Origin of the sequence: Bacteroides sp. AM37-9, assembly GCF_003603455.1 — a bacterium.
In the GTDB taxonomy this organism is placed as follows: domain Bacteria; phylum Bacteroidota; class Bacteroidia; order Bacteroidales; family Bacteroidaceae; genus Bacteroides; species Bacteroides xylanisolvens.
Window position 1 is genome coordinate 63,927 of sequence record NZ_QTNF01000026.1, and the last position, 19,532, is coordinate 83,458.

General features: G+C 38.9%; 19 protein-coding genes. 8 read left to right on the forward strand and 11 right to left on the reverse strand.

The window, feature by feature from the left end; all coding sequences use genetic code 11:
* Positions 1–106 precede the first annotated feature (106 nt).
* From DW862_RS17255 to DW862_RS17265, 3 genes are all read right to left on the reverse strand, one after another.
* A complete protein-coding gene (locus DW862_RS17255; RefSeq protein ID WP_117811439.1) occupies positions 107–481 on the reverse strand; it encodes a YccF domain-containing protein in 375 nt (124 codons plus the stop codon).
* Between the two features lie 64 nt (positions 482–545).
* Positions 546–1,811 carry an ATP-binding protein gene (locus DW862_RS17260; RefSeq protein WP_009040395.1) on the reverse strand — a complete coding sequence of 422 codons (1,266 nt, stop codon included), beginning with the start codon at positions 1,809–1,811 and terminating at the stop codon, positions 546–548.
* Positions 1,812–1,981: 170 nt separating this feature from the next.
* Positions 1,982–3,364 (reverse strand): BACON domain-containing protein, encoded by a 1,383-nt coding sequence (locus tag DW862_RS17265; protein ID WP_087318554.1) that lies wholly within the window; start codon positions 3,362–3,364, stop codon positions 1,982–1,984.
* Between the two features lie 715 nt (positions 3,365–4,079).
* Between DW862_RS17265 and DW862_RS17270 the strand changes: the two genes are divergently transcribed.
* Positions 4,080–4,724, forward strand: a complete 645-nt coding sequence (locus DW862_RS17270) for an HU family DNA-binding protein (protein ID WP_087318553.1) — start codon at positions 4,080–4,082, stop codon at positions 4,722–4,724.
* A gap of 321 nt (positions 4,725–5,045) precedes the next feature.
* Positions 5,046–6,767, forward strand: a complete 1,722-nt coding sequence (locus DW862_RS17275) for an ATP-binding protein (RefSeq protein WP_162612992.1) — start codon at positions 5,046–5,048, stop codon at positions 6,765–6,767.
* On the opposite strand, the gene DW862_RS17280 is transcribed toward DW862_RS17275, so the two are convergent.
* Together DW862_RS17280 and DW862_RS17285 are read right to left on the reverse strand one after the other, a co-directional pair.
* The gene (locus DW862_RS17280; RefSeq protein WP_008021299.1) at positions 6,768–7,664 is read right to left on the reverse strand and encodes a LysR substrate-binding domain-containing protein; all 897 of its coding nucleotides are present in this window, start codon (positions 7,662–7,664) and stop codon (positions 6,768–6,770) included.
* 60 nt (positions 7,665–7,724) lie between these two features.
* Complete coding sequence (locus DW862_RS17285) at positions 7,725–8,309, reverse strand: DUF6621 family protein (RefSeq protein ID WP_004313961.1); 585 nt, start codon at positions 8,307–8,309, stop codon at positions 7,725–7,727.
* A gap of 170 nt (positions 8,310–8,479) precedes the next feature.
* Between DW862_RS17285 and DW862_RS17290 the strand changes: the two genes are divergently transcribed.
* Positions 8,480–10,108: a plasmid pRiA4b ORF-3 family protein gene (locus DW862_RS17290; protein ID WP_120069584.1), complete on the forward strand. Its 1,629-nt coding sequence runs from the start codon at positions 8,480–8,482 to the stop codon at positions 10,106–10,108.
* A gap of 233 nt (positions 10,109–10,341) precedes the next feature.
* Positions 10,342–12,930 carry an ATP-dependent chaperone ClpB gene (clpB, locus tag DW862_RS17295; protein WP_004313964.1) on the forward strand — a complete coding sequence of 863 codons (2,589 nt, stop codon included), beginning with the start codon at positions 10,342–10,344 and terminating at the stop codon, positions 12,928–12,930.
* 129 nt (positions 12,931–13,059) lie between these two features.
* Here the strand turns inward: clpB and DW862_RS17300 are convergent, their stop codons facing one another.
* The 6 genes from DW862_RS17300 to nusB all read right to left on the reverse strand — a co-directional run bounded on the left by DW862_RS17300 (position 13,060) and on the right by nusB (position 16,933).
* Positions 13,060–13,317, reverse strand: a complete 258-nt coding sequence (locus tag DW862_RS17300) for a hypothetical protein (protein WP_162612991.1) — start codon at positions 13,315–13,317, stop codon at positions 13,060–13,062.
* Positions 13,318–13,551: 234 nt separating this feature from the next.
* On the reverse strand, positions 13,552–13,980 hold the full coding sequence (locus tag DW862_RS17305; protein WP_004313967.1) for a DUF5606 domain-containing protein: 429 nt from the start codon (positions 13,978–13,980) through the stop codon (positions 13,552–13,554).
* Positions 13,981–14,004: 24 nt separating this feature from the next.
* Entirely contained in the window at positions 14,005–14,619 is a 615-nt protein-coding gene (coaE, locus tag DW862_RS17310; protein WP_055236876.1) for a dephospho-CoA kinase, read from the reverse strand.
* Positions 14,609–15,622: a CdaR family protein gene (locus DW862_RS17315; RefSeq protein WP_120069596.1), complete on the reverse strand. Its 1,014-nt coding sequence runs from the start codon at positions 15,620–15,622 to the stop codon at positions 14,609–14,611. The genes coaE and DW862_RS17315 overlap by 11 nt, the downstream gene beginning before the upstream one ends.
* 21 nt (positions 15,623–15,643) lie before the next feature.
* Positions 15,644–15,967: a preprotein translocase subunit YajC gene (yajC, locus tag DW862_RS17320; RefSeq protein WP_004302063.1), complete on the reverse strand. Its 324-nt coding sequence runs from the start codon at positions 15,965–15,967 to the stop codon at positions 15,644–15,646.
* Between the two features lie 39 nt (positions 15,968–16,006).
* Positions 16,007–16,933, reverse strand: coding sequence for a transcription antitermination factor NusB (gene nusB / locus DW862_RS17325; RefSeq protein WP_008021289.1), 927 nt, complete (start codon positions 16,931–16,933; stop codon positions 16,007–16,009).
* 168 nt (positions 16,934–17,101) lie between these two features.
* On the opposite strand from nusB, the gene DW862_RS17330 reads away from it, so the two are divergent.
* The 4 genes from DW862_RS17330 to DW862_RS17345 all read left to right on the forward strand — a co-directional run bounded on the left by DW862_RS17330 (position 17,102) and on the right by DW862_RS17345 (position 19,464).
* Positions 17,102–17,503, forward strand: coding sequence for a PUR family DNA/RNA-binding protein (locus DW862_RS17330; RefSeq protein WP_004309787.1), 402 nt, complete (start codon positions 17,102–17,104; stop codon positions 17,501–17,503).
* Positions 17,504–17,640: 137 nt separating this feature from the next.
* Positions 17,641–18,231 carry a 50S ribosomal protein L25/general stress protein Ctc gene (locus DW862_RS17335; RefSeq protein WP_004309786.1) on the forward strand — a complete coding sequence of 197 codons (591 nt, stop codon included), beginning with the start codon at positions 17,641–17,643 and terminating at the stop codon, positions 18,229–18,231.
* 136 nt (positions 18,232–18,367) lie between these two features.
* Positions 18,368–18,934: an aminoacyl-tRNA hydrolase gene (pth, locus tag DW862_RS17340; protein WP_032811507.1), complete on the forward strand. Its 567-nt coding sequence runs from the start codon at positions 18,368–18,370 to the stop codon at positions 18,932–18,934.
* A 107-nt stretch (positions 18,935–19,041) separates the two neighbouring features.
* Positions 19,042–19,464 (forward strand): RNA-binding S4 domain-containing protein, encoded by a 423-nt coding sequence (locus DW862_RS17345; protein ID WP_008021285.1) that lies wholly within the window; start codon positions 19,042–19,044, stop codon positions 19,462–19,464.
* The last annotated feature ends 68 nt before the right edge of the window (positions 19,465–19,532 follow it).

The window sequence follows — 19,532 nt, forward strand, 5'->3', positions numbered from 1 at the left end:
TTGTTTTCCGGGTGCAAAGGTACGGTAAACAATCAAGACCCGCCAATAGTTTCTAATTATGCATTATAACTTTTAATTATAAGCATACGCTTCCCTACAACTACTCTTACACTGTTATAATGTCTTTCCCAAAAGGTGATAATGCCAAAGCTGACAATTTAAAGTGCTGTAAGCCAAAAGGAATACCAATGATAGTAATACATAATATAGCCCCGAAAACCAAATGGGACAGACAGATCCAAATGCCACCCAAAAATATCCACAGGATATTCATCAATATATAAAGGCAACCGCCAGAGCGGTTTCCACTTCTTACCTCTTTACCGAAAGGCCACAAAGCAAGTCCTGCCAGTTTCAAGGTTTGCATACCAAACGGAATACCAATAATGGTAAGCATCATCAATATACTTGAAATGAGGTATTCAACGGCAGTAAAAATACCACCAAGCAACAACCACAATAAATTCATTAAACAGCCCATATATAAATTGTATTAGTTATTTTTCCAATTTTCTTTTTGTTGTCTCATCCACTTTACCCTGATGTCACTTATTCTCTAGCATTATCATCCATTTCCAAATGGGAATCACCTCTATTGTAAAACCATCCTGTTCCACCGTACGTTCTTCATTACGAGTCACAATTTGTAACTTCTCCGCCTTTAAGAACTTTGCTGTTTTCAAAAGCCCATTTACTTCACGAGTAAAAGTTTGAGTATCAGAAATATTATATGATGCTTGAACAAGCCATTTCTGATCAGGGATATAAAAATCAACTTCTACATTTTGATTATAGAAATATAGCTCCTTTCCAACCATTCTATATAAAGAGACAGCTACTAAATTCTCCAACAACAAAGTTTCCGGATTAAAGATAAACAGATTCAAAATGCCATTATCAATAAAATAGTATTTCCGGTTACTCTCTCTTTCCGCAAAACGAGCTGCATAATTTTCAATACTGAATATCAGCCAAGTTTCTTCCAAATATCCCACATAGTCAATAACTGTTCGCACCCCCACGCTCTCTCCCGCTGAAGATACTATATTTTTAAGTCGATTGTAAGAAGAGGGTTGCATGACACTTTCAGCAAGTTTTTTCACCAACAAACTCATCGAATCCGAATTACGTAGTGCATAACGGGCCACCAGATCACCAAAGAATATTTTCTGATAAAGCCCGCTCAACCAAGAACGTTTATCTTTAAATGCTATCAATTCAGGAAATCCCCCATTATAAAAATAAGCATCAAAAGTGCGCACCACTTCATTACGTAAACTTGGAGTATAAAGCCAGTTTGTTTTTAAGATTATATCCTGCGAAAGAAGAAACTCACGAAAAGAATACGGATATACCTCCTGAATAAGAAAACGCCCGCCTAATGTCGTAGCAATCTCACTACTCAACATCTTCGCATTACTTCCAGTCACATATACACGATATTTTTTATCTACCAACCGACGAACGAACTTTTCCCACCCGTCTACAACTTGTATCTCATCCAAAAAGAAGATAGGCTGATAGGGAAAAGTCTCTTCGTATGCCAATTTTATATCGTCCAACTCTTCCGATTTCAAGCCGATAAAACGTTCATCTTCAAAGTTGATATATAGTATTTCTTCTATCGTATGCCCTTTTTTCAGAAGTTGGTGTATCCGCTGATACATCAAATAGGATTTTCCAGCCCGGCGAATACCTAAAAACACATAATTACCTGCATCCTCAAAAGTAAAAGGACGTTCCATAAATGTTATATCCTTAACAAACTCTTGATTTTCACCAATTATTTGCTTTATTTGTTCCTTATTCATATCAGGTATTGTTTTATATACAGAATACAAATATATATTTTTTGTTTCATATACAAAACAAAATACACCATTATTTATTTCATATATACAAAAAATCCGAACCGTATTTAGCGGTTCGGAAGTATGGTTTTGTCATAGAAGCTAATGATTGATTATCTGTTTCGTATGAATCATTTATTATAAATAAATGAATATTTAATGATATTCTTATTGGTTTCCACCTCTGTTTCTCTTTCGTTGGTAGTCGTGTATTCATAACCGTATTCCGGATACCCAGGGCGTTTAAGCGTATTTCCTACAATGACATCATAATCCACACGTATTTTTTTAAACGGTTCGTTCCAGCTCATAGTTGTGACATAGCCGTTATTATCAAACGCATATACAACAGGATGGACTGTTTCTGTGTATTTAATATAAGTATAATTCTCATGAACCGTTTCATTCGGTGTTGTGTAGATCGATTCCGGCCTCCCTTCACTGTCCATTTCATAATCTATTTTCTCAAGATAGCATTTTGAGCCGTTACCAAACAAACGCATAATATAAAGCATCTGATAATCGTCATCTATATCCAGCAGGAAACCGTTAGGATCAATGTTGAGTTTATCATTTGCATAACGATTGGGATAAAGCTCGTCTACGGTATATTCCCAAACTTCGTCCTCATGATAGTTTTCATGATACACGGTTTTTGTCAGCAGACCGTCTGTATAACCCAATGTTATCCAAAATTTATCGTAATCATCCTTTGTGTTTGTATTGTCTATTTTCGACAAACGATTATCAGCATTATATTCAAAACCTACATAATCCGCCGGAAATGTGATACGGGTTGCAAATCCTTGCTCATTCAACATGACTGTGCTTTTTTCAATCTCTCCGTCACTACTTGTTCCATCATGATAAATCCGCCGGTTTTGAATGCGGATTTCATTGGCTATCGTATAGTCGAAAGCAATCGTTTCAGTATATTTGAGATTTGCCTCACTCGCATCGGGCCCGTTCTTTCTTACACATTCGGCAATTCTTCCTAATGAATTGTATTTAAACTCATAACTTTTATATTCATTCGAAGATTTATACTCGTCCTCATTGTCCGTGTATTCGTAAATAACTTTACGAATCATTTTTTGGAGAGTACCGTCCTGCGTTGTTCCTTTCTGTTCTATAACAATCACAATCGTGGTATCTCCGCAAACAATACGGATTTCAGCCTTGCGGCTCTGTCCCGTCAAGTTCGGTTGCAACGTCATGGTCAATGTAAATTCACCCGCACCTCCCGAATAAGCACTCAATTCCACCCAATCCACACGCCCGGCAGCCGCTTTGGTGGTTGCCACTTCAGTAATAGTAGCCGTCCATGCTTCGGTAGCTGTGAATTTGATACCGTTGTGTAGGGTCGTTTCGTCGGCAAAGACTGTTTGTGTGGTTTGTGTACCTCCAGTCAGTTCAATTGTTTTTGAAGATTCGTCGTCTCCATCACTGCAACTTGCCATTGCTACGCCAATGGTCAATAAAGCTAAAAATAAGCTTTTCTTTAGTTTCGTCATTTCAAAAAAATTTGTATTCCGCGTTCCCCCGGAATATTACAAAAAACAGAAAGCGCGGAACTGCGTGCTATCACTTGTTTCTGAAGGTCCTAGGAAAACCCAAACGTACAAATGAATAGACAGCAGACCCACGCCTATACGACGTGAGAACCGACTATGCCATTCTTGTACGTTTTGAAAATTTCCTAGGTTTTCAGAAACAAGAATGAAGCACAACGCTTCTTACAATTTCTTCTTTAAATAAATATATAAAAGTCCATCACTACAGACTTTGTTCACAAATGTATGATTTTTTATTATAAACACAAAGATATGCAAAGGAATCTTTCATCCAAATACAGAAAAAGAGATAAGACAAACACACTCTCAACCTGACTAAATCAATCAACTTCCTTTCAGAATCAGTCCATCATTACTCTTTATCTCATTCATTATTACTCCTCTCCCAGTCTATTAACAAATAAATTATTCTTTATTACTGATAAACTTGCTTTTGACGAACAGATAACTTACCTTTGTGTAATAGCAAACTATAAATGAAAGTTTTGATTATAAAAACAGAACTTTCATTTTTATAAACGCAAGTTGCATTTATAAAAACAAAACTTCCGTTTACAGTTTACATTTAACCCAAAGGAACTTTTCTATTAGAGGAAAGGAAGTTTACTTCCAATAGAAAAGAACTTATCTATTAATACTTTAAACGACAGATAGTATGGCACGATACATTATGGAGGAGATGCCCGACATACAAAAGACGGGCAAAAGAATTACATATCCGAAGTTTGCACGGATAGACAATGCAAGCATAAAAGAGTTGGCGCGACGGGTGGGCGATGTCAGCGGCTTCAGTGCCGGAGACATAGAAGGCGTGCTGCTTCAGACGGCTATTGAAATGGCACACCTGATGGCAGAGGGACGTTCGGTAAAGATAAACGGGATAGGTACATTCACTCCATCGCTTACCTTAGGCAGAGACAAGGAACGGGAAGATGCGGAAGAAGGTGGAAAACACCGCAACGCACAAAGTATTTTTATAGGAGGCGTTAATTTCCGGGTAGACAGGGAAATGGTAAGAAATATCAGCGATAGATGCCGGTTGGAAAGAGCTCCTTGGAAAAAGCAAAAATCCTCGAATAAATTCACACCAGAACAACGACTGGCATTAGCCCTAAAGTATCTGGACGAACATCCTTTCCTGACCGTTTGGGAATATCGGAAACTAACTGGATTGCTACAAACAGCAGCAACCACTGAACTGCGACAATGGGGACATCAACCCGATTCGGGAATAGAAATCACCGGAAGAGGAACACATAGGGTATATATAAAGAAGAAAATAGTCGAAGAAGGGCAATAATAGTATGAGAAATGACTTAAAAAAGTATGAGAAATAACTGTTTTTAAGGCTTATTTCACCCGGAAATGATGAGAAATGCGATTTATTAAAAACATTTCTCATACTATAATTCACTGATTATATGATGATTAATGTAAAATCATGAGAATATGAGAAATAAAAACGTTTTTTCTTTTCTAGTAGAAGAATAATCCCTGACGTTAAAAACTGCGTTTATAATTAGATAAAAAATAAGCGCAAAAGAATGGAATATCCATTTCAAAAAAACTATCTTTGGTAATTAATTGTTTGGAAAACAAGAAGAAACAATCTGAAAAAGTTATGGGAACAATAAAAGGAATTCCTTATGGTATGTCCAATTTTGAGGATGTAATCACGCAAAACCGCTATTATGTGGATAAAACAATGTATATCCCCATGTTGGAAGATCAAGCCAACTATCTGATATTCATCCGTCCGAGACGCTTCGGCAAGAGCCTGCTACTAAGCATGCTTCGTTCATATTATGACCTTTCACAGAAAGATAAATTCCAGCAACTTTTCGGGAATCTCTGGATCGGACAAAATACAACTCCGCTTCAAGGCAAATATCAGATGCTTTATCTTGACTTTTCCAAGATTGGCGGCAACATTGATGAACTGCCGCAAAGATTTGATTCGTATAGCGCAGTGCAACTGGATGGCTTTCTGAACCGTTATCGTGAATACTACACGGATGAGTTTATTGAGCGCTTCAGCACAGCGAAAAAAGGGATTGATAAACTGCATATACTAGACGATGAAGCACGCCGTCAAGGGTATCCCCTATACCTTATTATAGATGAGTATGACAATTTCACAAATGTCGTACTCAACGAGAAAGGAAATGAGATATACCACGCCATCACCCATGCCAGCGGATTCTACAGGGATGCCTTCAAGAATTATAAAGGAATGTTCGACCGTATATTCATGATTGGAGTCAGCCCCGTAACTTTGGACGACTTGTCAAGCGGATATAACATAGGTTGGAACATCAGCACTAATCCACTGTTTAATCAAATGCTGGGATTTTCTGAAGAAGACGTACGTACTATGCTCCGATATTATCAGGAAGCAGGGCAGTTACAAGGAGACATTGAAGAAATGATTCAGGAAATGAAGCCATGGTATGATAATTATTGTTTTGCTCGCCAAAGTCTAAAGTCAGATCCTAAAATGTTTAATTGCGACATGGTACTCTATTACCTACGTAATCGAATTCAGTTAGGAGAATCTCCTGAACAGATGATTGATCCTAATACCCGTACGGACTACAATAAAATGAAAAAACTGATTCAGCTTGACCGTCTTGACGGTAACCGCAAAGGTGTTATCAAACGAATTGCCGAAGAAGGGAAAATCATGACTAACCTATACCAGTCTTTTTCTGCCGATCAAATTACGAATCCGGAAATATTCCCCAGCCTATTATTTTATTATGGTATGCTAACTATCATCGGAACACGTGGAAATCTGACTATCCTGGGAATTCCCAACACGAATGTCCGTAAACAATATTATGAATATATCCTGGAAGAATATCAGAATCACCATTATATCAACCTGATAGATATAGAGATTTTATTCAATGATATGGCTTTTGACGGACAATGGCGACCGGCATTGGAATTCATAGCCAAAGCTTATAAGGAGAATACTTCCGTACGCAGCAGCATTGAGGGCGAACGTAACATTCAGGGATTCTTCACCGCTTACCTTAGCGTGAACGCCTACTACCTCACAATGCCTGAAGTAGAACTGAATCACGGCTTTTGCGATATGTTTCTGATGCCCGATCTGCAACGTTACGCAGAAGTAGCGCATAGCTATATCTTGGAATTAAAATATCTGCCGAAAGAAAAATACGACACCCAAGGCACCGCACAATGGCAGGAAGCCGTTGAACAAATTCATGGTTATGCCGCCGGTTCGAAAGTTCGCCAACTATGTCAGGGAACTCAACTTCATTGCATTGTTATACAATTCTGTGGCTGGGAATTAGTCCGTATGGAAGAGGTTTGATTACAAACTCTTACTGTGATGCCCGGCAAATCGCATGAAAGCTTGAGATAAACCTCCCTCCTGCCCTTGCAGTTGCACAAAATTAAACTCGCGCTGCATGGGCATTCCTTTTATCTCAACCACACGAAAATTACCGGCAACCAGTTCCTTATAAACAGAACGGATAGAAACAATTCCCATACAATCTGTATGTTCCAAAAAAAGCTTGATGCTCTCCGTACTACCGAGATACATCAATACATTCAAAGAAGAAAGTTTCAAATTATGGCGTAACAGGGAACGTTCAAACACATCCAACGTTCCTGAACCTCTCTCCCGCAAAACTAAGGGGATATTTGGCAAATCTTCCGGAGCGATCTCATCCGAAACAGCCAATTTACTATGGGTATGAACCACGGCAACCAGTTCGTCTTGCAAAAATGGAGTATACTTCAGATTAGGCAAACGGAAGATACCTTCAACCAATCCCAAATCAATCCGATGTTCTTGTAAAGCAGCTTCCACTCCCCGGGAATTTCCATTAATCAAAGAAAGATTGATTTGTGGAAACTTGGCTATAAAATCCGCCAACAAAGGAGGAAGTACATATTGCGCAATCGTAGTACTGGCACCCAGTTTCAGTTCGCCGATATATTCATTATGCAACAAATGCATCTCATATTCCAACTGTTTATAATCGTCCAAAATCTTTTCGCTATGTTTCAATAATAGTTCTCCGGACTTAGTCAACGAGATCTTACTGCCCTGACGATCGAACAAACGAGTCTGATAATAAGCTTCCAGTTCCTGAATGTGCTTAGTGATAGCAGGCTGACTGACAAACAGCTCTTGCGAAGCCTTCGTGAAACTTAAATTCTTCGCCACGCTCTGAAATACTTTTAAACGAAAATCGGACATGGAAAATAGTGATTAACTTATTAGTGATTAGCGATTAATGACTGAAATGGGTAGCTATGGCTATAATTCATCGGCTCTGATTCCCAATGCCTGCATGACAGGAAAAGCCAACATATCCCATTTATAAGCTACCGGAGTATCCGGTTCGTTCATTCGGAATTGGACAATCTCCTTGCCCTGTACTTCATTCAAAGCATCAGTCACTTTCTTTCCATATTCTTCATTGAAAGATACCAGAATCATTTTTTTCACATCGGCCGAATCGGCTACAATGGATAATAAGTCTAAAAACAAGTCCTCTCTCGACACCATCCCTTCCGACGGAACACTGGCAAACGAATATTCTCCATAAGGGCTTTGAAAAGCAACTCCATTCAACTCTTTCTCCAAGTCAGAAGGCCGGCAATGCGCAAGATTACCTGACTCTTTATCATAAACAAAAAGAAACTGCACTTCATTTTTTCCTTCCGCAATCCCTGCATCCAAAGTCAGATAGGTAGTCAACATCGAAAGATCGATCTCTTGTAAAGAACGTTGCAAAGTCTCTTCGAAGTATCTCTTCATATCCGTAATTACAAAATTCAGGAAAGCGGCATCAATCAGCACCACTGTCTCTGATAATTTTATTTGTGGTTTATCATTCATATCATTAGTCATCAATTAGAAAACAGATTTACTCTCTACTATAGGGCAAAGATAAACTTTCTTATCTTCTCCGGAAAGAATATTTAAAAAAAAGAGAAATTATCAGGCTATTACTCAATAAAGAGGTGTACCTTTGGAGAAAATTGACAAATTTATTAAATGACACGATAATGAATAAGAAAAAGAACCAAACTTCGATTGATCTCGATACGATTATGACCGAAGTATTAAACTTGTTTACACCCGAAGAACAACAAGAAGTGATAGATATATTAAGCAATAACGGATTAGAAAAAATCTACCAACAAATGGAAGAAGCTTTCTATCACTATCAGCATCCGGACTATAGCTCGGAAGCAACCCCCATTGCAGCTTACCTGCAAAGGCTTTGGGATATGCAGACATGCAAAGACTACCCATTTGACGAGTTTAAAAAAGATTGCACGACAGTACCCGCTGCCGAATTAGAAAAAGATTTGCGCAACTTTATCCTGCATCTATTTATCCATTATCAAGGACCTCTCGAAAACGCAAAAGAAGAAGACAGGCCTTTTAAGTTATGGTATATCTACTGGGCAATGGAACATTACCGAATGGAATCTTCTCTAAATATCATCTTGGAAATAATGCGGCAAAGTCCGACTTTCCTCGCTTCCTACTGCCACCTCGTACAGGATGAAGCCACCATTGCCATCATTTACCAACTCGGGCAGCACCAATTGCCTTTGCTACTTAGTTTCATGAATGAAGACGGAATCGCTCCTTTCGGAAAAGAAGATATTTGTAGTGCTGTCGCACAAATTGCCATAACCAACCCTGAACGAAGATTGGAAATTATTAACTGGTTCTGCCAATTATTGAATTCTTATTACGATCAGTTTGAGCGTGGGGAAGATAATAATATCGCGATAATTGACTATATCACAAATACGTTGATGAATATCCGTGCCATAGAAACGTTGCCTATATTGGAAAAAATCTATAAACGATTCAAAATACCCAATACATTAACGAGAAAAGGAATCAAAGAGATAAAAAAAGAAATGCCACACGCAGAACTGAAGGGATTGGAAGTGGACAGTATGGAAGAACTAATGAACTTATTGAATGAGTTCTTTGCCTTCAATGAGAATAATGAATTTGATGATAACGAATTTGATGAAGAATACGATGACGAGTTTGACGATGATGAATACGACAACTCTTTCTACATTGGAGAACAAAACCCTAAAAAACTCAATATAAAAATTTCTTTGATTGATTCCGACCCGGAAATATATCGTATAGTGGAAGTCCCTTCCGACATCCGTCTGGAAAGTTTTGCAGATGTCATAAATACTGCAATGGGTTGGGAAGGTTATCACATGCATCTGTTTCAAAAAGGGAAAACAATATATACAACCGAAGAATCCGATGACGATTTTTTGTTTGATCCCGTTAAAACAGTCAACTCCTACTCTCTCTCTTTAGGAGAGATCCTTACCCGAAAAGGCTCACATATTAAATATGAATATGATTTCGGAGATAGCTGGATGCATCGGATTACCCTGGAATCACAACAAGCATATAAAAAGGACGAAACACAAGGCATCTTTCTCATAGACGGAGCAAATGCATGTCCGCCCGAAGATTGCGGAGGAATATATGGTTACCAAGAGATGTTGGAGGCATTAAAACAACCACACTCAAAAGCTGCAAAAGAATATCGGGAATGGCTGGGAAAGAATTTCAACGCACACAAATTTAATGCAAAAAAAGTAGAAAGAGAGCTTAGAGACTTCCCGATAAGAATCTTCTAACAATTGTTTCTCCACAGAATAGTAAACTTCATTGAAAACCCATTTTATTCTGAAGCCCATCCTATTCTGTGGAGTATATGGTAAATTCGTCAGTCATATCCAGATAAAAAAGGTCATTTTGTCCTTTAACTCCTTAATACTCATGCTATTTTGTCATATTTTTATACTTGGCAAATCTTTTGAGCCCCTTTAGGTGTTATTAAAAACGTGAAATAAGAAAGGAGAACAAAGATATGAACTTTAACAATTTTACCATTAAATCTCAAGAAGCGGTACAGGAGGCCGTAAACCTGGTACAAAGCCGGGGACAACAAGCCATTGAACCTGTCCACATCATGCAGGGAGTAATGAAAGTAGGCGAAAACGTCACTAATTTCATCTTCCAAAAACTTGGTATGAATGGACAGCAAGTAGCTCTCGTGGTCGACAAGCAAATCGACTCCCTGCCGAAAGTATCCGGCGGAGAACCGTATCTAAGTCGTGAATCCAACGAAGTTTTGCAGAAAGCAACACAGTATTCTAAAGAAATGGGCGACGAGTTTGTTTCATTAGAGCCTATCATACTGGCATTGCTGACTGTTAAGAGTACCGTCTCCACGATCTTGAAAGATGCCGGTATGACGGAAAAAGAATTGCGCAACGCTATCAGCGAATTGAGAAAAGGAGAAAAGGTTACATCACAATCCAGTGAAGATACTTATCAATCATTGGAAAAGTATGCTATCAACCTGAACGAAGCTGCCCGTAGCGGAAAACTGGATCCCGTAATCGGACGTGATGAAGAAATCCGCCGGGTATTACAGATATTGAGCCGCCGTACAAAGAACAACCCGATTCTGATTGGTGAACCGGGTACCGGTAAAACGGCTATTGTGGAAGGTTTGGCACATCGTATTCTTCGCGGAGACGTGCCCGAAAACCTGAAGAACAAACAAGTTTATTCACTGGATATGGGAGCACTGGTTGCCGGCGCAAAGTACAAAGGTGAATTTGAAGAACGATTGAAATCGGTTGTCAATGAGGTGAAGAAATCAGAAGGTGATATTATTCTGTTCATTGATGAGATTCACACGCTGGTAGGTGCCGGAAAAGGTGAAGGTGCCATGGATGCCGCCAACATTCTAAAGCCTGCCTTAGCTCGTGGAGAACTACGTTCCATCGGAGCAACAACCCTCGACGAATATCAAAAATACTTCGAAAAGGATAAAGCATTGGAGCGTCGTTTCCAAATCGTGCAAGTGGACGAACCGGATAACTTGAGTACCATTTCCATCCTTCGTGGATTGAAAGAACGTTACGAGAACCATCATCACGTACGTATCAAAGACGACGCAATCATTGCAGCCGTCGAATTGAGTAGCCGTTACATCACCGACCGCTTCCTGCCGGATAAAGCCATTGACCTGATGGATGAAGCCGCAGCCAAACTGCGTATGGAAGTAGATTCCGTTCCTGAAGAACTGGATGAGATTTCCCGTAAAATCAAGCAGCTGGAAATTGAGCGTGAAGCTATCAAACGTGAAAACGATAAACCGAAACTGGAAATTATCGGTAAGGAACTTGCCGAGCTCAAAGAACAGGAAAAGTCCTTTAAAGCTAAATGGCAAAGTGAGAAAACGCTGATGGATAAAATCCAGCAGAACAAGGTTGAGATAGAGAATCTTAAATTCGAAGCAGAAAAAGCCGAACGTGAAGGCGATTATGGTAAAGTAGCCGAAATCCGTTATGGCAAACTTCAGGCTTTGGATAAAGAAATAGAAGATACTCAAAAGCAGCTGCGTGATATGCAAGGCGATAAAGCCATGATTAAGGAGGAGGTAGACGCTGAAGATATTGCTGATGTTGTTTCCCGCTGGACTGGTATTCCTGTCAGCAAGATGCTGCAAAGTGAAAAAGATAAACTGTTGCACTTGGAAGAAGAACTTCATCAACGTGTAATTGGTCAGGACGAAGCAATTGAAGCGGTGGCAGATGCTGTGCGCCGTAGTCGTGCCGGATTACAAGATCCAAAACGTCCGATCGGGTCATTTATCTTCCTGGGAACCACCGGCGTAGGTAAGACCGAATTAGCAAAGGCATTGGCAGAGTTCCTGTTTGATGACGAAACGATGATGACTCGTATCGATATGAGTGAGTATCAGGAAAAGCATAGTGTCTCCCGTCTGGTCGGAGCGCCTCCGGGATATGTTGGATACGATGAGGGCGGTCAGTTGACAGAAGCTATACGACGGAAACCTTACTCTGTTGTTTTGTTTGACGAAATAGAAAAGGCTCATCCGGATGTCTTCAATATTCTGTTGCAGGTATTGGATGACGGACGACTGACTGACAATAAAGGAAGGGTGGTCAACTTCAAAAATACCATTATCATCATGACTTCAAATATGGGCAGTTCTTATATACAAAGTCAGATGGAGAAGTTGCATGGTTCCAATAAGGAAGAAGTAATCGAAGAAACGAAGAAGGAAGTGATGAATATGTTGAAAAAGACAATTCGTCCGGAATTCCTGAACCGTATTGATGAAACGATTATGTTCTTACCATTGAACGAAAAAGAAATCAAGCAAATCGTACTTTTACAAATTAAGGGAGTACAGAAAATGCTTGCCGAAAACGGAGTGGAACTGCAATTGACAGAAGGAGCATTGAACTTCTTATCGCAAGTGGGTTATGATCCTGAATTTGGAGCTCGTCCGGTGAAGAGGGCTATTCAACGCTATCTGCTGAATGATCTATCCAAGAAGTTACTATCACAGGAAGTCGACCGAAGCAAAGCAATTATCGTTGATGCTGACGGAGACGGATTGGTATTCAGAAATTAAAAGTCATCATTCAAATAGAATGGGACTGTCTAACAAGTCTCTAAAATTAAAAATCACTCCTATCAGAGTTTGTTTGAACTCTGATAGGGGTGAAATCGTTAAAAAGAAACATGTTAGGCAGCCCCTTTTTTATATTCCTAAATATGTAATTCGCCGAACTTCCGGTTGGCAGTTCGGATGACTCATCACCAAAACATAAGTGCCCGGTTGGGGTATTTCCATAGTCAATGAAGGCAAAGCAAACTTATGTTTACCTCTTAGTTCTCCCTGTGAATCGTAAAGGAATACCATTGTACCTGCCAACAAACCTGTCAGGCATAATATCCCTTTTTCATTGTCCAAACGGACGTTTACTTCTTTATTTGTTATTGTCTCCATACCCAACATTAAAAAACGTTATTCAGCATCCACGAGCTATATTCCCAAGAATGGTGAACAGCGACAAAGATACATAAAAAGCATCATTATTTACAATATAAGTAGAAGATATTTATTATTGCAAAAGATTACCCAAATAATACTAATTTTTTCCTAAACCTACAAGTGTTTATATAAAAAAAACATGATAACCACCTTAAATGATTATCATGTTCTTTATTCCTATTAAATAAACTATACAGATTACTCTGCAACTTCTTCTTCCTTAATCTCTCCTTCCGGTTTGAATTCTGTAATTCCATTAGAAATTAAGATGTTATACCAAGCAACCAATTTCTTAATATCGGCTACATATACACGTTCACGATCAAAATTAGGTAATACTTCAGCCAAGTATTCACGCAATTGTTCGGGAGTCGCTTTTTTCGGATCGATAGAAGCCTGCGCTGATTTTTCTTTCTCTTTTATTGACTCCAACACATCATACAAAGGAACTTCTGCATCGTCCGTGTACATTGCTATATCTGCCAAAGAGATAATTTTTTCATTACCATAAGCAGGGAAACGTTTCTTTTCAGCATTGACTGATTCAACAATCAACATATTTTTTCCTTGCGAAATAAGTTTGTATAATCCCGGTTTACCTGAGATAGACAAGATAGTCTTCAACATAGTATATATCCTTTTATTTATTAATTATTTTTTTGCGGAGCAAAGGTAATGATTATTTTTAGATAGCAAAGAAATAAGCTCCAAAACCTGTGGAATTAACGGTGTTTCATCATCATTCACTATCACGAAATCGACATGGCTTCTCTTTACTTCATCACTCATTTGAGCTTCGATACGCTTCATCACCAGTTCTCTTGACGAACAGTCCCGCTTTACAGCACGTTCCACTCTCACTTCCAACGGCGCATATACCATAACCAGAAAATCAACTTCATCCTTAAAACCAGCCTCCACCAGTATTGCAGACTCCATACCCACCAGCAGTTCACTTTTCAACCGGGCAGCCCATTGTCGGAAATCTTCTTTCACTTGCGGATGAATAATCTCATTCACTTTCCGCACATGATCCTGATGACCGAACATATAAGAAGCCAACAAGGAACGATTCAACTCTCCACCCTGAAACACATCCTGACCAACCAGATCACAAAGCCCCCGACGAATCACCGGATCTGTCTGTGTGATTCGCTTTGCTTCTATATCTGATATATAGACAGGTATTCCCATTATTCCGAGTAGTCTGGAAACAACACTTTTTCCACTACCAATGCCACCGGTTATGCCAATCTTAATCGCCATTAGAAGTAATTTGTTCTATCAGGAAGTCCACTTGCTCGGGAACAATACGTATTTGATTTATTCCACTTGGAAACGACTTCAATTTAACCGTATATTTATCAGAGCCAAGCTTCAGCAATTCTTCATAAGAGATATTGATGATAAAATCGCTTGCTTTTATACTGCGGAACCGTTTTAAGCCCACTTGAAAAGTAATCTGAACTTTGGAAGGAAAAGCACGCAACACCTTATCTGCCGGAAAATTAACTCCATGTAATGGCACTTCGACCGTTTTCTCCGTATAAATATCCACCGGGAAAGTCATTTCTACTGAAGCCGGAACAAACTTCACTCCTCTTTCAGAAGTCAGCGGAATTCGTCGCCGGGTTGTATCGGATATATTCTCCAAAGTTATATTTTGAGTATATGCAGTTGTTATAGTATCCAAAATTCCTTCCGGAGCATAAACCAATACAGAGTCCGGCTTACAAATGGTGTCAGATACATAATATTGAAGTCCGGCTGTCACTTTCCCCTGAAAACGAACAGGAACCAGCTTGGACTTTCCTTCGGAATAGATATATTCTAATGTATCCGGCTTGATCGATAGGATTTTGGAGGATACATTCAGTTGGCTTAATATTTTTTTCTCAAAATCGGAAGCATAAATTTTCACATGATTATCTTTTCCTTTATAATCAAGAAAACCTAGATTGACCGGAAAGAAACTTTTCCCCAACATATAATTGAGAAGCACTGTCCCTTTATCTTTCACTCGAACACGAAGTTCGGAAGGAGGTTCCGAAGTCAACACTACATTGTTAGGAAGATCTTTCATTCGCACCGGGATAGAAAACTCCGCTTCATAATCATTATTGAGCGTCTGAAGCAACCAGAATCCACCGGCTATCAGGAAGAAAAATAAAAAAATTAAGAACTCTCTGCTCTTATCACTGAGCAGAAAATCCTTAATTTTCTTAGATAGTTTTAAATATGTATATTTTATATTCCTACGATCAAACATAGGCATTTATTTACCAACTATTTATTTAGACTGATTGCTAGCCGCTGAAGCATCAGCGAATATAGAATTCTTGTCTATTTTAATCTTTACATTAGAAGCAATCTCAAGTACTATATAGTCGTCAGTAATTTCCTTGATTGTTCCGTGGATACCACCTGCAGTAATCACATTCTGATTTACCTGAAGAGATTTACGGAAATTAGCTATTTCTTTCTGCTTCTTATTTTGAGGACGGATCATAAAGAAATACATGATAACAAACATAGCTATCAGCATGATCCACATCATACTTCCACCTCCGGCAGCACCGGCAGGAGCTTGCAATAATACAGTCAATACGTTCATAAATAATCTGTTTTAGTTTCTACTATATGGACAAAGGTATCAGTTTTTAGTCAACTTACCTTCTTTTTTTAATTGATTAACTATTCCATCCAGCGTACCGTTGATAAAGCTACCGCTTTTAGCTGTGCTATACAACTTCGCAATCTCTACATATTCATTTAACGAAACACTGACCGGAATGTTCGGGAAACTAAGAATTTCTGCTAATGCAGTCTGCATAATGATTACATCCATAAATGCGATGCGGTCCAAATCCCAGTTTTTTGTATTCTCACTCACCAAATGACGATAATAGTCAGAATTCAAAATGGTGCGACGGAACAGACGACGTGCAAACTCCTGATCTTCGTCATCCTTAAATTCCGGAAGCAGTTCCTGGTTGGCACCCTTCTTTTCATCAAAGCGTTTGATTGTTTTCAAGACGAACGTGTCTACAATTTCTTTATCATCATTCCAGTACAGACTCTGGTCTTCCAATACCTGGTCAAGAGAATCATTATTGAAGATGTATGTCTTATAGATTTTTCTCCACAGTTCACGATCAGCTTCGTATGAGTTGTCATCAGAAGCCATATAATCTTTATAGATATCGGTTTCTACAATTTTCTCATAAAGCTCTTTGATAAAGTCCTGGTCGTTTGTCCAGGTTCTTTTCTGATTGGCTATAAACTCGGACAATTGTTTATTGACTTCCAATTGAGCAATAAACTTGTTATCTACGAACTTCCTGTTGGGATACAACTCCTCTTTCGTAGGTGCCAATTTAGCTTTTGCCGCATCAATACGTTTTTGTGCATACTCTGTCAATGCTATCATCAGCATTAGCAAATAGTTGTAAAGGTCATACGCCTTTGAAAGACTAAAGAATAACTCTTTCTCCGCTGAGTCTAGATTTTTGCTGCCATTCTGATAATAGGCATATACTATCTGTATAATCTTAAGACGAATAAGAACTCTGTTGATCATAATTCAAATTAATACTGTTGTTATCGAACTGCAAAAGTAGATATTTTTAATGAGTTTCCACTAATAAATCACATTTTTTAATGCAGTATTTGATTCTCTGCGCTTTTTCTTTTGACAGTTTAAAAAAAATATCCAATTTTGAAGCCGATTATAAACGGACCGAAAGATATGGAAGATTTAAAAAAGAAAATGAGCGCAGACATGAATGATAAGGAGATCGTATTCTCCAAGTCCATTAAGGCAGGTAAACGCATCTATTACCTCGACGTAAAAAAGAATCGTAAAGATGAAATGTTCCTGGCTATTACAGAGAGCAAAAAAGTGATAACGGGAGAAGGCGATGATTCTCAAGTTAGTTTCGAGAAACACAAAATCTTCCTATATAGGGAAGACTTTCAGAAGTTTATGGCAGGACTCGAAGAAGCAGTCAATTTCATTGAGTGCAGCGACGCAAACGAATATATCGCCCGCCTGAACATCGAAGCTGATGAAGAAAATGAACGGAAAGCAATCGAAGAAGCCCGGGAAAACAAATTGGAGAGCGAAATTAAGATTGATATTGACTTTTAAGAAAGTAACTCTTTGATATTTCAAAAAAAAGATGTACTTTTGCACCGCTTTTTTGCAACATCGTGTGATAATCCACATCGTGTGATGGTGAATTAAGCAAACTAACTTAATTTAGAGTAACACAATTTTTTAAAGAAATGAAATCAATTGAAGTAAAAGGAACTGCAAGAACAATTGCAGAACGCTCTTCAGAACAAGCAAGAGCTTTGAAAGAAATTCGTAAAAACGGTGGTGTACCTTGTGTACTTTACGGAGGTAATGAAGTAGTTCACTTCACAGTGACTAACGAAGGACTTCGTAACTTGGTTTATACTCCGCACATCTACGTTGTAGACCTGATTATCGATGGCAAAAAAGTAAACGCTATCCTGAAAGATATTCAGTTCCACCCGGTAAAAGATACTATCCTACACGTTGACTTCTATCAAATTGACGAAGCTAAACCTATCGTAATGGAAGTTCCTGTACAGTTGGAAGGTCTTGCAGAAGGTGTGAAAGCCGGTGGTAAACTTGCACTGCAGATGCGTAAGATCAAAGTGAAAGCTTTGTACAATGTAATTCCTGAAAAGTTGACCGTTAACGTTTCTCACCTGGGATTAGGTAAGACTGTTAAAGTTGGCGAATTGAGCTTCGAAGGTCTTGAACTGATTAGCGCAAAAGAAGCCGTTGTATGTGCTGTTAAGTTGACTCGTGCAGCAAGAGGTGCAGCAGCAGCCGCTGGTAAGTAATTGAGATTATCCCTGTAAAGAGATATACTTCAAACGCAGATTAATGCAGATTAAAGCAGATGTTCAGTCTGCATTAATTTGTATTAATCTGCGTTTCTCTTTCTATATTAATGAACTGTTTTACGGAAATACGATGATAAAATACTTAGTTGTCGGACTGGGAAACATTGGTCCCGAATATCATGAAACCCGACATAATATCGGATTCATGACAGTAGAAGCATTGGCTAGAATCAATAACGCTCCCCCTTTTATGGATGGACGATATGGATTCACTACCAGCTTTTCTATCAAAGGACGCCAGTTGATTTTGCTTAAGCCATCGACTTTTATGAACCTGAGCGGACTGGCCGTTCGCTATTGGATGCAGAAAGAAAATATTCCATTGGAAAATGTACTGATCGTAGTAGATGATCTGGCTCTTCCCTTTGGAACTTTACGCCTGAAAGGAAAAGGGAGTGACGCAGGACATAATGGATTGAAGCATATCGCCGCTATTCTGGGCACTCAAAACTATGCCCGCCTGCGATTTGGTATCGGAAATGATTTTCCACGTGGCGGACAGGTTGATTATGTACTCGGACACTTCACTGACGAAGATTGGAAAACAATGGATGAAAGACTGGAGATGGCAGGGGAAATTATAAAAAGTTTCTGTCTCGCCGGTATTGACATCACGATGAACCAGTTCAATAAAAAATAATGGACTAGCCCCCCCCAAAAAAAAAATGACAATGAATGGTTAGCAATAAATGACAACGTCAACTAATACTAACCAAAGAATTATTTATCACTAAATAACTAACTAAAATGGCCGAAGCAAGAATAGATAAATGGATGTGGGCTGTCCGCATCTTCAAGACACGTACGATTGCAGCAGAAGCCTGCAAAAAAGGACGTATTACCATCAACGGTTCTCTAGCCAAAGCTGCCCGTATGATAAAACCGGGAGACGTTATTCAGGTGAAGAAACCGCCTATCACTTATTCATTCAAGGTATTACAAACTATTGAAAAACGTGTGGGTGCCAAACTTGTATCGGAAATGATGGAAAACGTAACTACTCCCGATCAATACGAACTGCTTGAAATGAGTAAAATCAGCGGATTCGTAGATCGTGCACGTGGAACCGGACGACCGACCAAAAAAGACCGCCGGGAACTGGAAGAATTTACAACTCCGGAGTTCATGGATGATTTCGACTTTGATTTCGATTTTGACAGTGAAGAATAATAAATGGGAATTTAGCGGTTAAATGAGAATTTATCGGTTAGGCTGAAAGCCTTACAATTATATATTTA

Bases quoted from the DNA above. Each gene is read 5' to 3' on its own strand.
- DW862_RS17290 (WP_120069584.1), top strand. From the start codon at position 8,480: ATGAATAAGAAAAAGAACCAAACTTCGATTGATCTCGATACGATTATG.
- nusB (WP_008021289.1), bottom strand. From the start codon at position 16,933: ATGATCAACAGAGTTCTTATTCGTCTTAAGATTATACAGATAGTATAT.
- DW862_RS17280 (WP_008021299.1), bottom strand. From the start codon at position 7,664: ATGTCCGATTTTCGTTTAAAAGTATTTCAGAGCGTGGCGAAGAATTTA.
- DW862_RS17265 (WP_087318554.1), bottom strand. From the start codon at position 3,364: ATGACGAAACTAAAGAAAAGCTTATTTTTAGCTTTATTGACCATTGGC.
- DW862_RS17335 (WP_004309786.1), top strand. From the start codon at position 17,641: ATGAAATCAATTGAAGTAAAAGGAACTGCAAGAACAATTGCAGAACGC.
- DW862_RS17315 (WP_120069596.1), bottom strand. From the start codon at position 15,622: ATGTTTGATCGTAGGAATATAAAATATACATATTTAAAACTATCTAAG.
- DW862_RS17260 (WP_009040395.1), bottom strand. From the start codon at position 1,811: ATGAATAAGGAACAAATAAAGCAAATAATTGGTGAAAATCAAGAGTTT.
- DW862_RS17255 (WP_117811439.1), bottom strand. From the start codon at position 481: ATGGGCTGTTTAATGAATTTATTGTGGTTGTTGCTTGGTGGTATTTTT.
- coaE (WP_055236876.1), bottom strand. From the start codon at position 14,619: ATGGCGATTAAGATTGGCATAACCGGTGGCATTGGTAGTGGAAAAAGT.
- DW862_RS17285 (WP_004313961.1), bottom strand. From the start codon at position 8,309: ATGAATGATAAACCACAAATAAAATTATCAGAGACAGTGGTGCTGATT.
- yajC (WP_004302063.1), bottom strand. From the start codon at position 15,967: ATGAACGTATTGACTGTATTATTGCAAGCTCCTGCCGGTGCTGCCGGA.
- DW862_RS17275 (WP_162612992.1), top strand. From the start codon at position 5,046: ATGGGAACAATAAAAGGAATTCCTTATGGTATGTCCAATTTTGAGGAT.
- DW862_RS17270 (WP_087318553.1), top strand. From the start codon at position 4,080: ATGGCACGATACATTATGGAGGAGATGCCCGACATACAAAAGACGGGC.
- DW862_RS17305 (WP_004313967.1), bottom strand. From the start codon at position 13,980: ATGTTGAAGACTATCTTGTCTATCTCAGGTAAACCGGGATTATACAAA.
- DW862_RS17345 (WP_008021285.1), top strand. From the start codon at position 19,042: ATGGCCGAAGCAAGAATAGATAAATGGATGTGGGCTGTCCGCATCTTC.
- clpB (WP_004313964.1), top strand. From the start codon at position 10,342: ATGAACTTTAACAATTTTACCATTAAATCTCAAGAAGCGGTACAGGAG.
- DW862_RS17330 (WP_004309787.1), top strand. From the start codon at position 17,102: ATGGAAGATTTAAAAAAGAAAATGAGCGCAGACATGAATGATAAGGAG.
- DW862_RS17300 (WP_162612991.1), bottom strand. From the start codon at position 13,317: ATGTTGGGTATGGAGACAATAACAAATAAAGAAGTAAACGTCCGTTTG.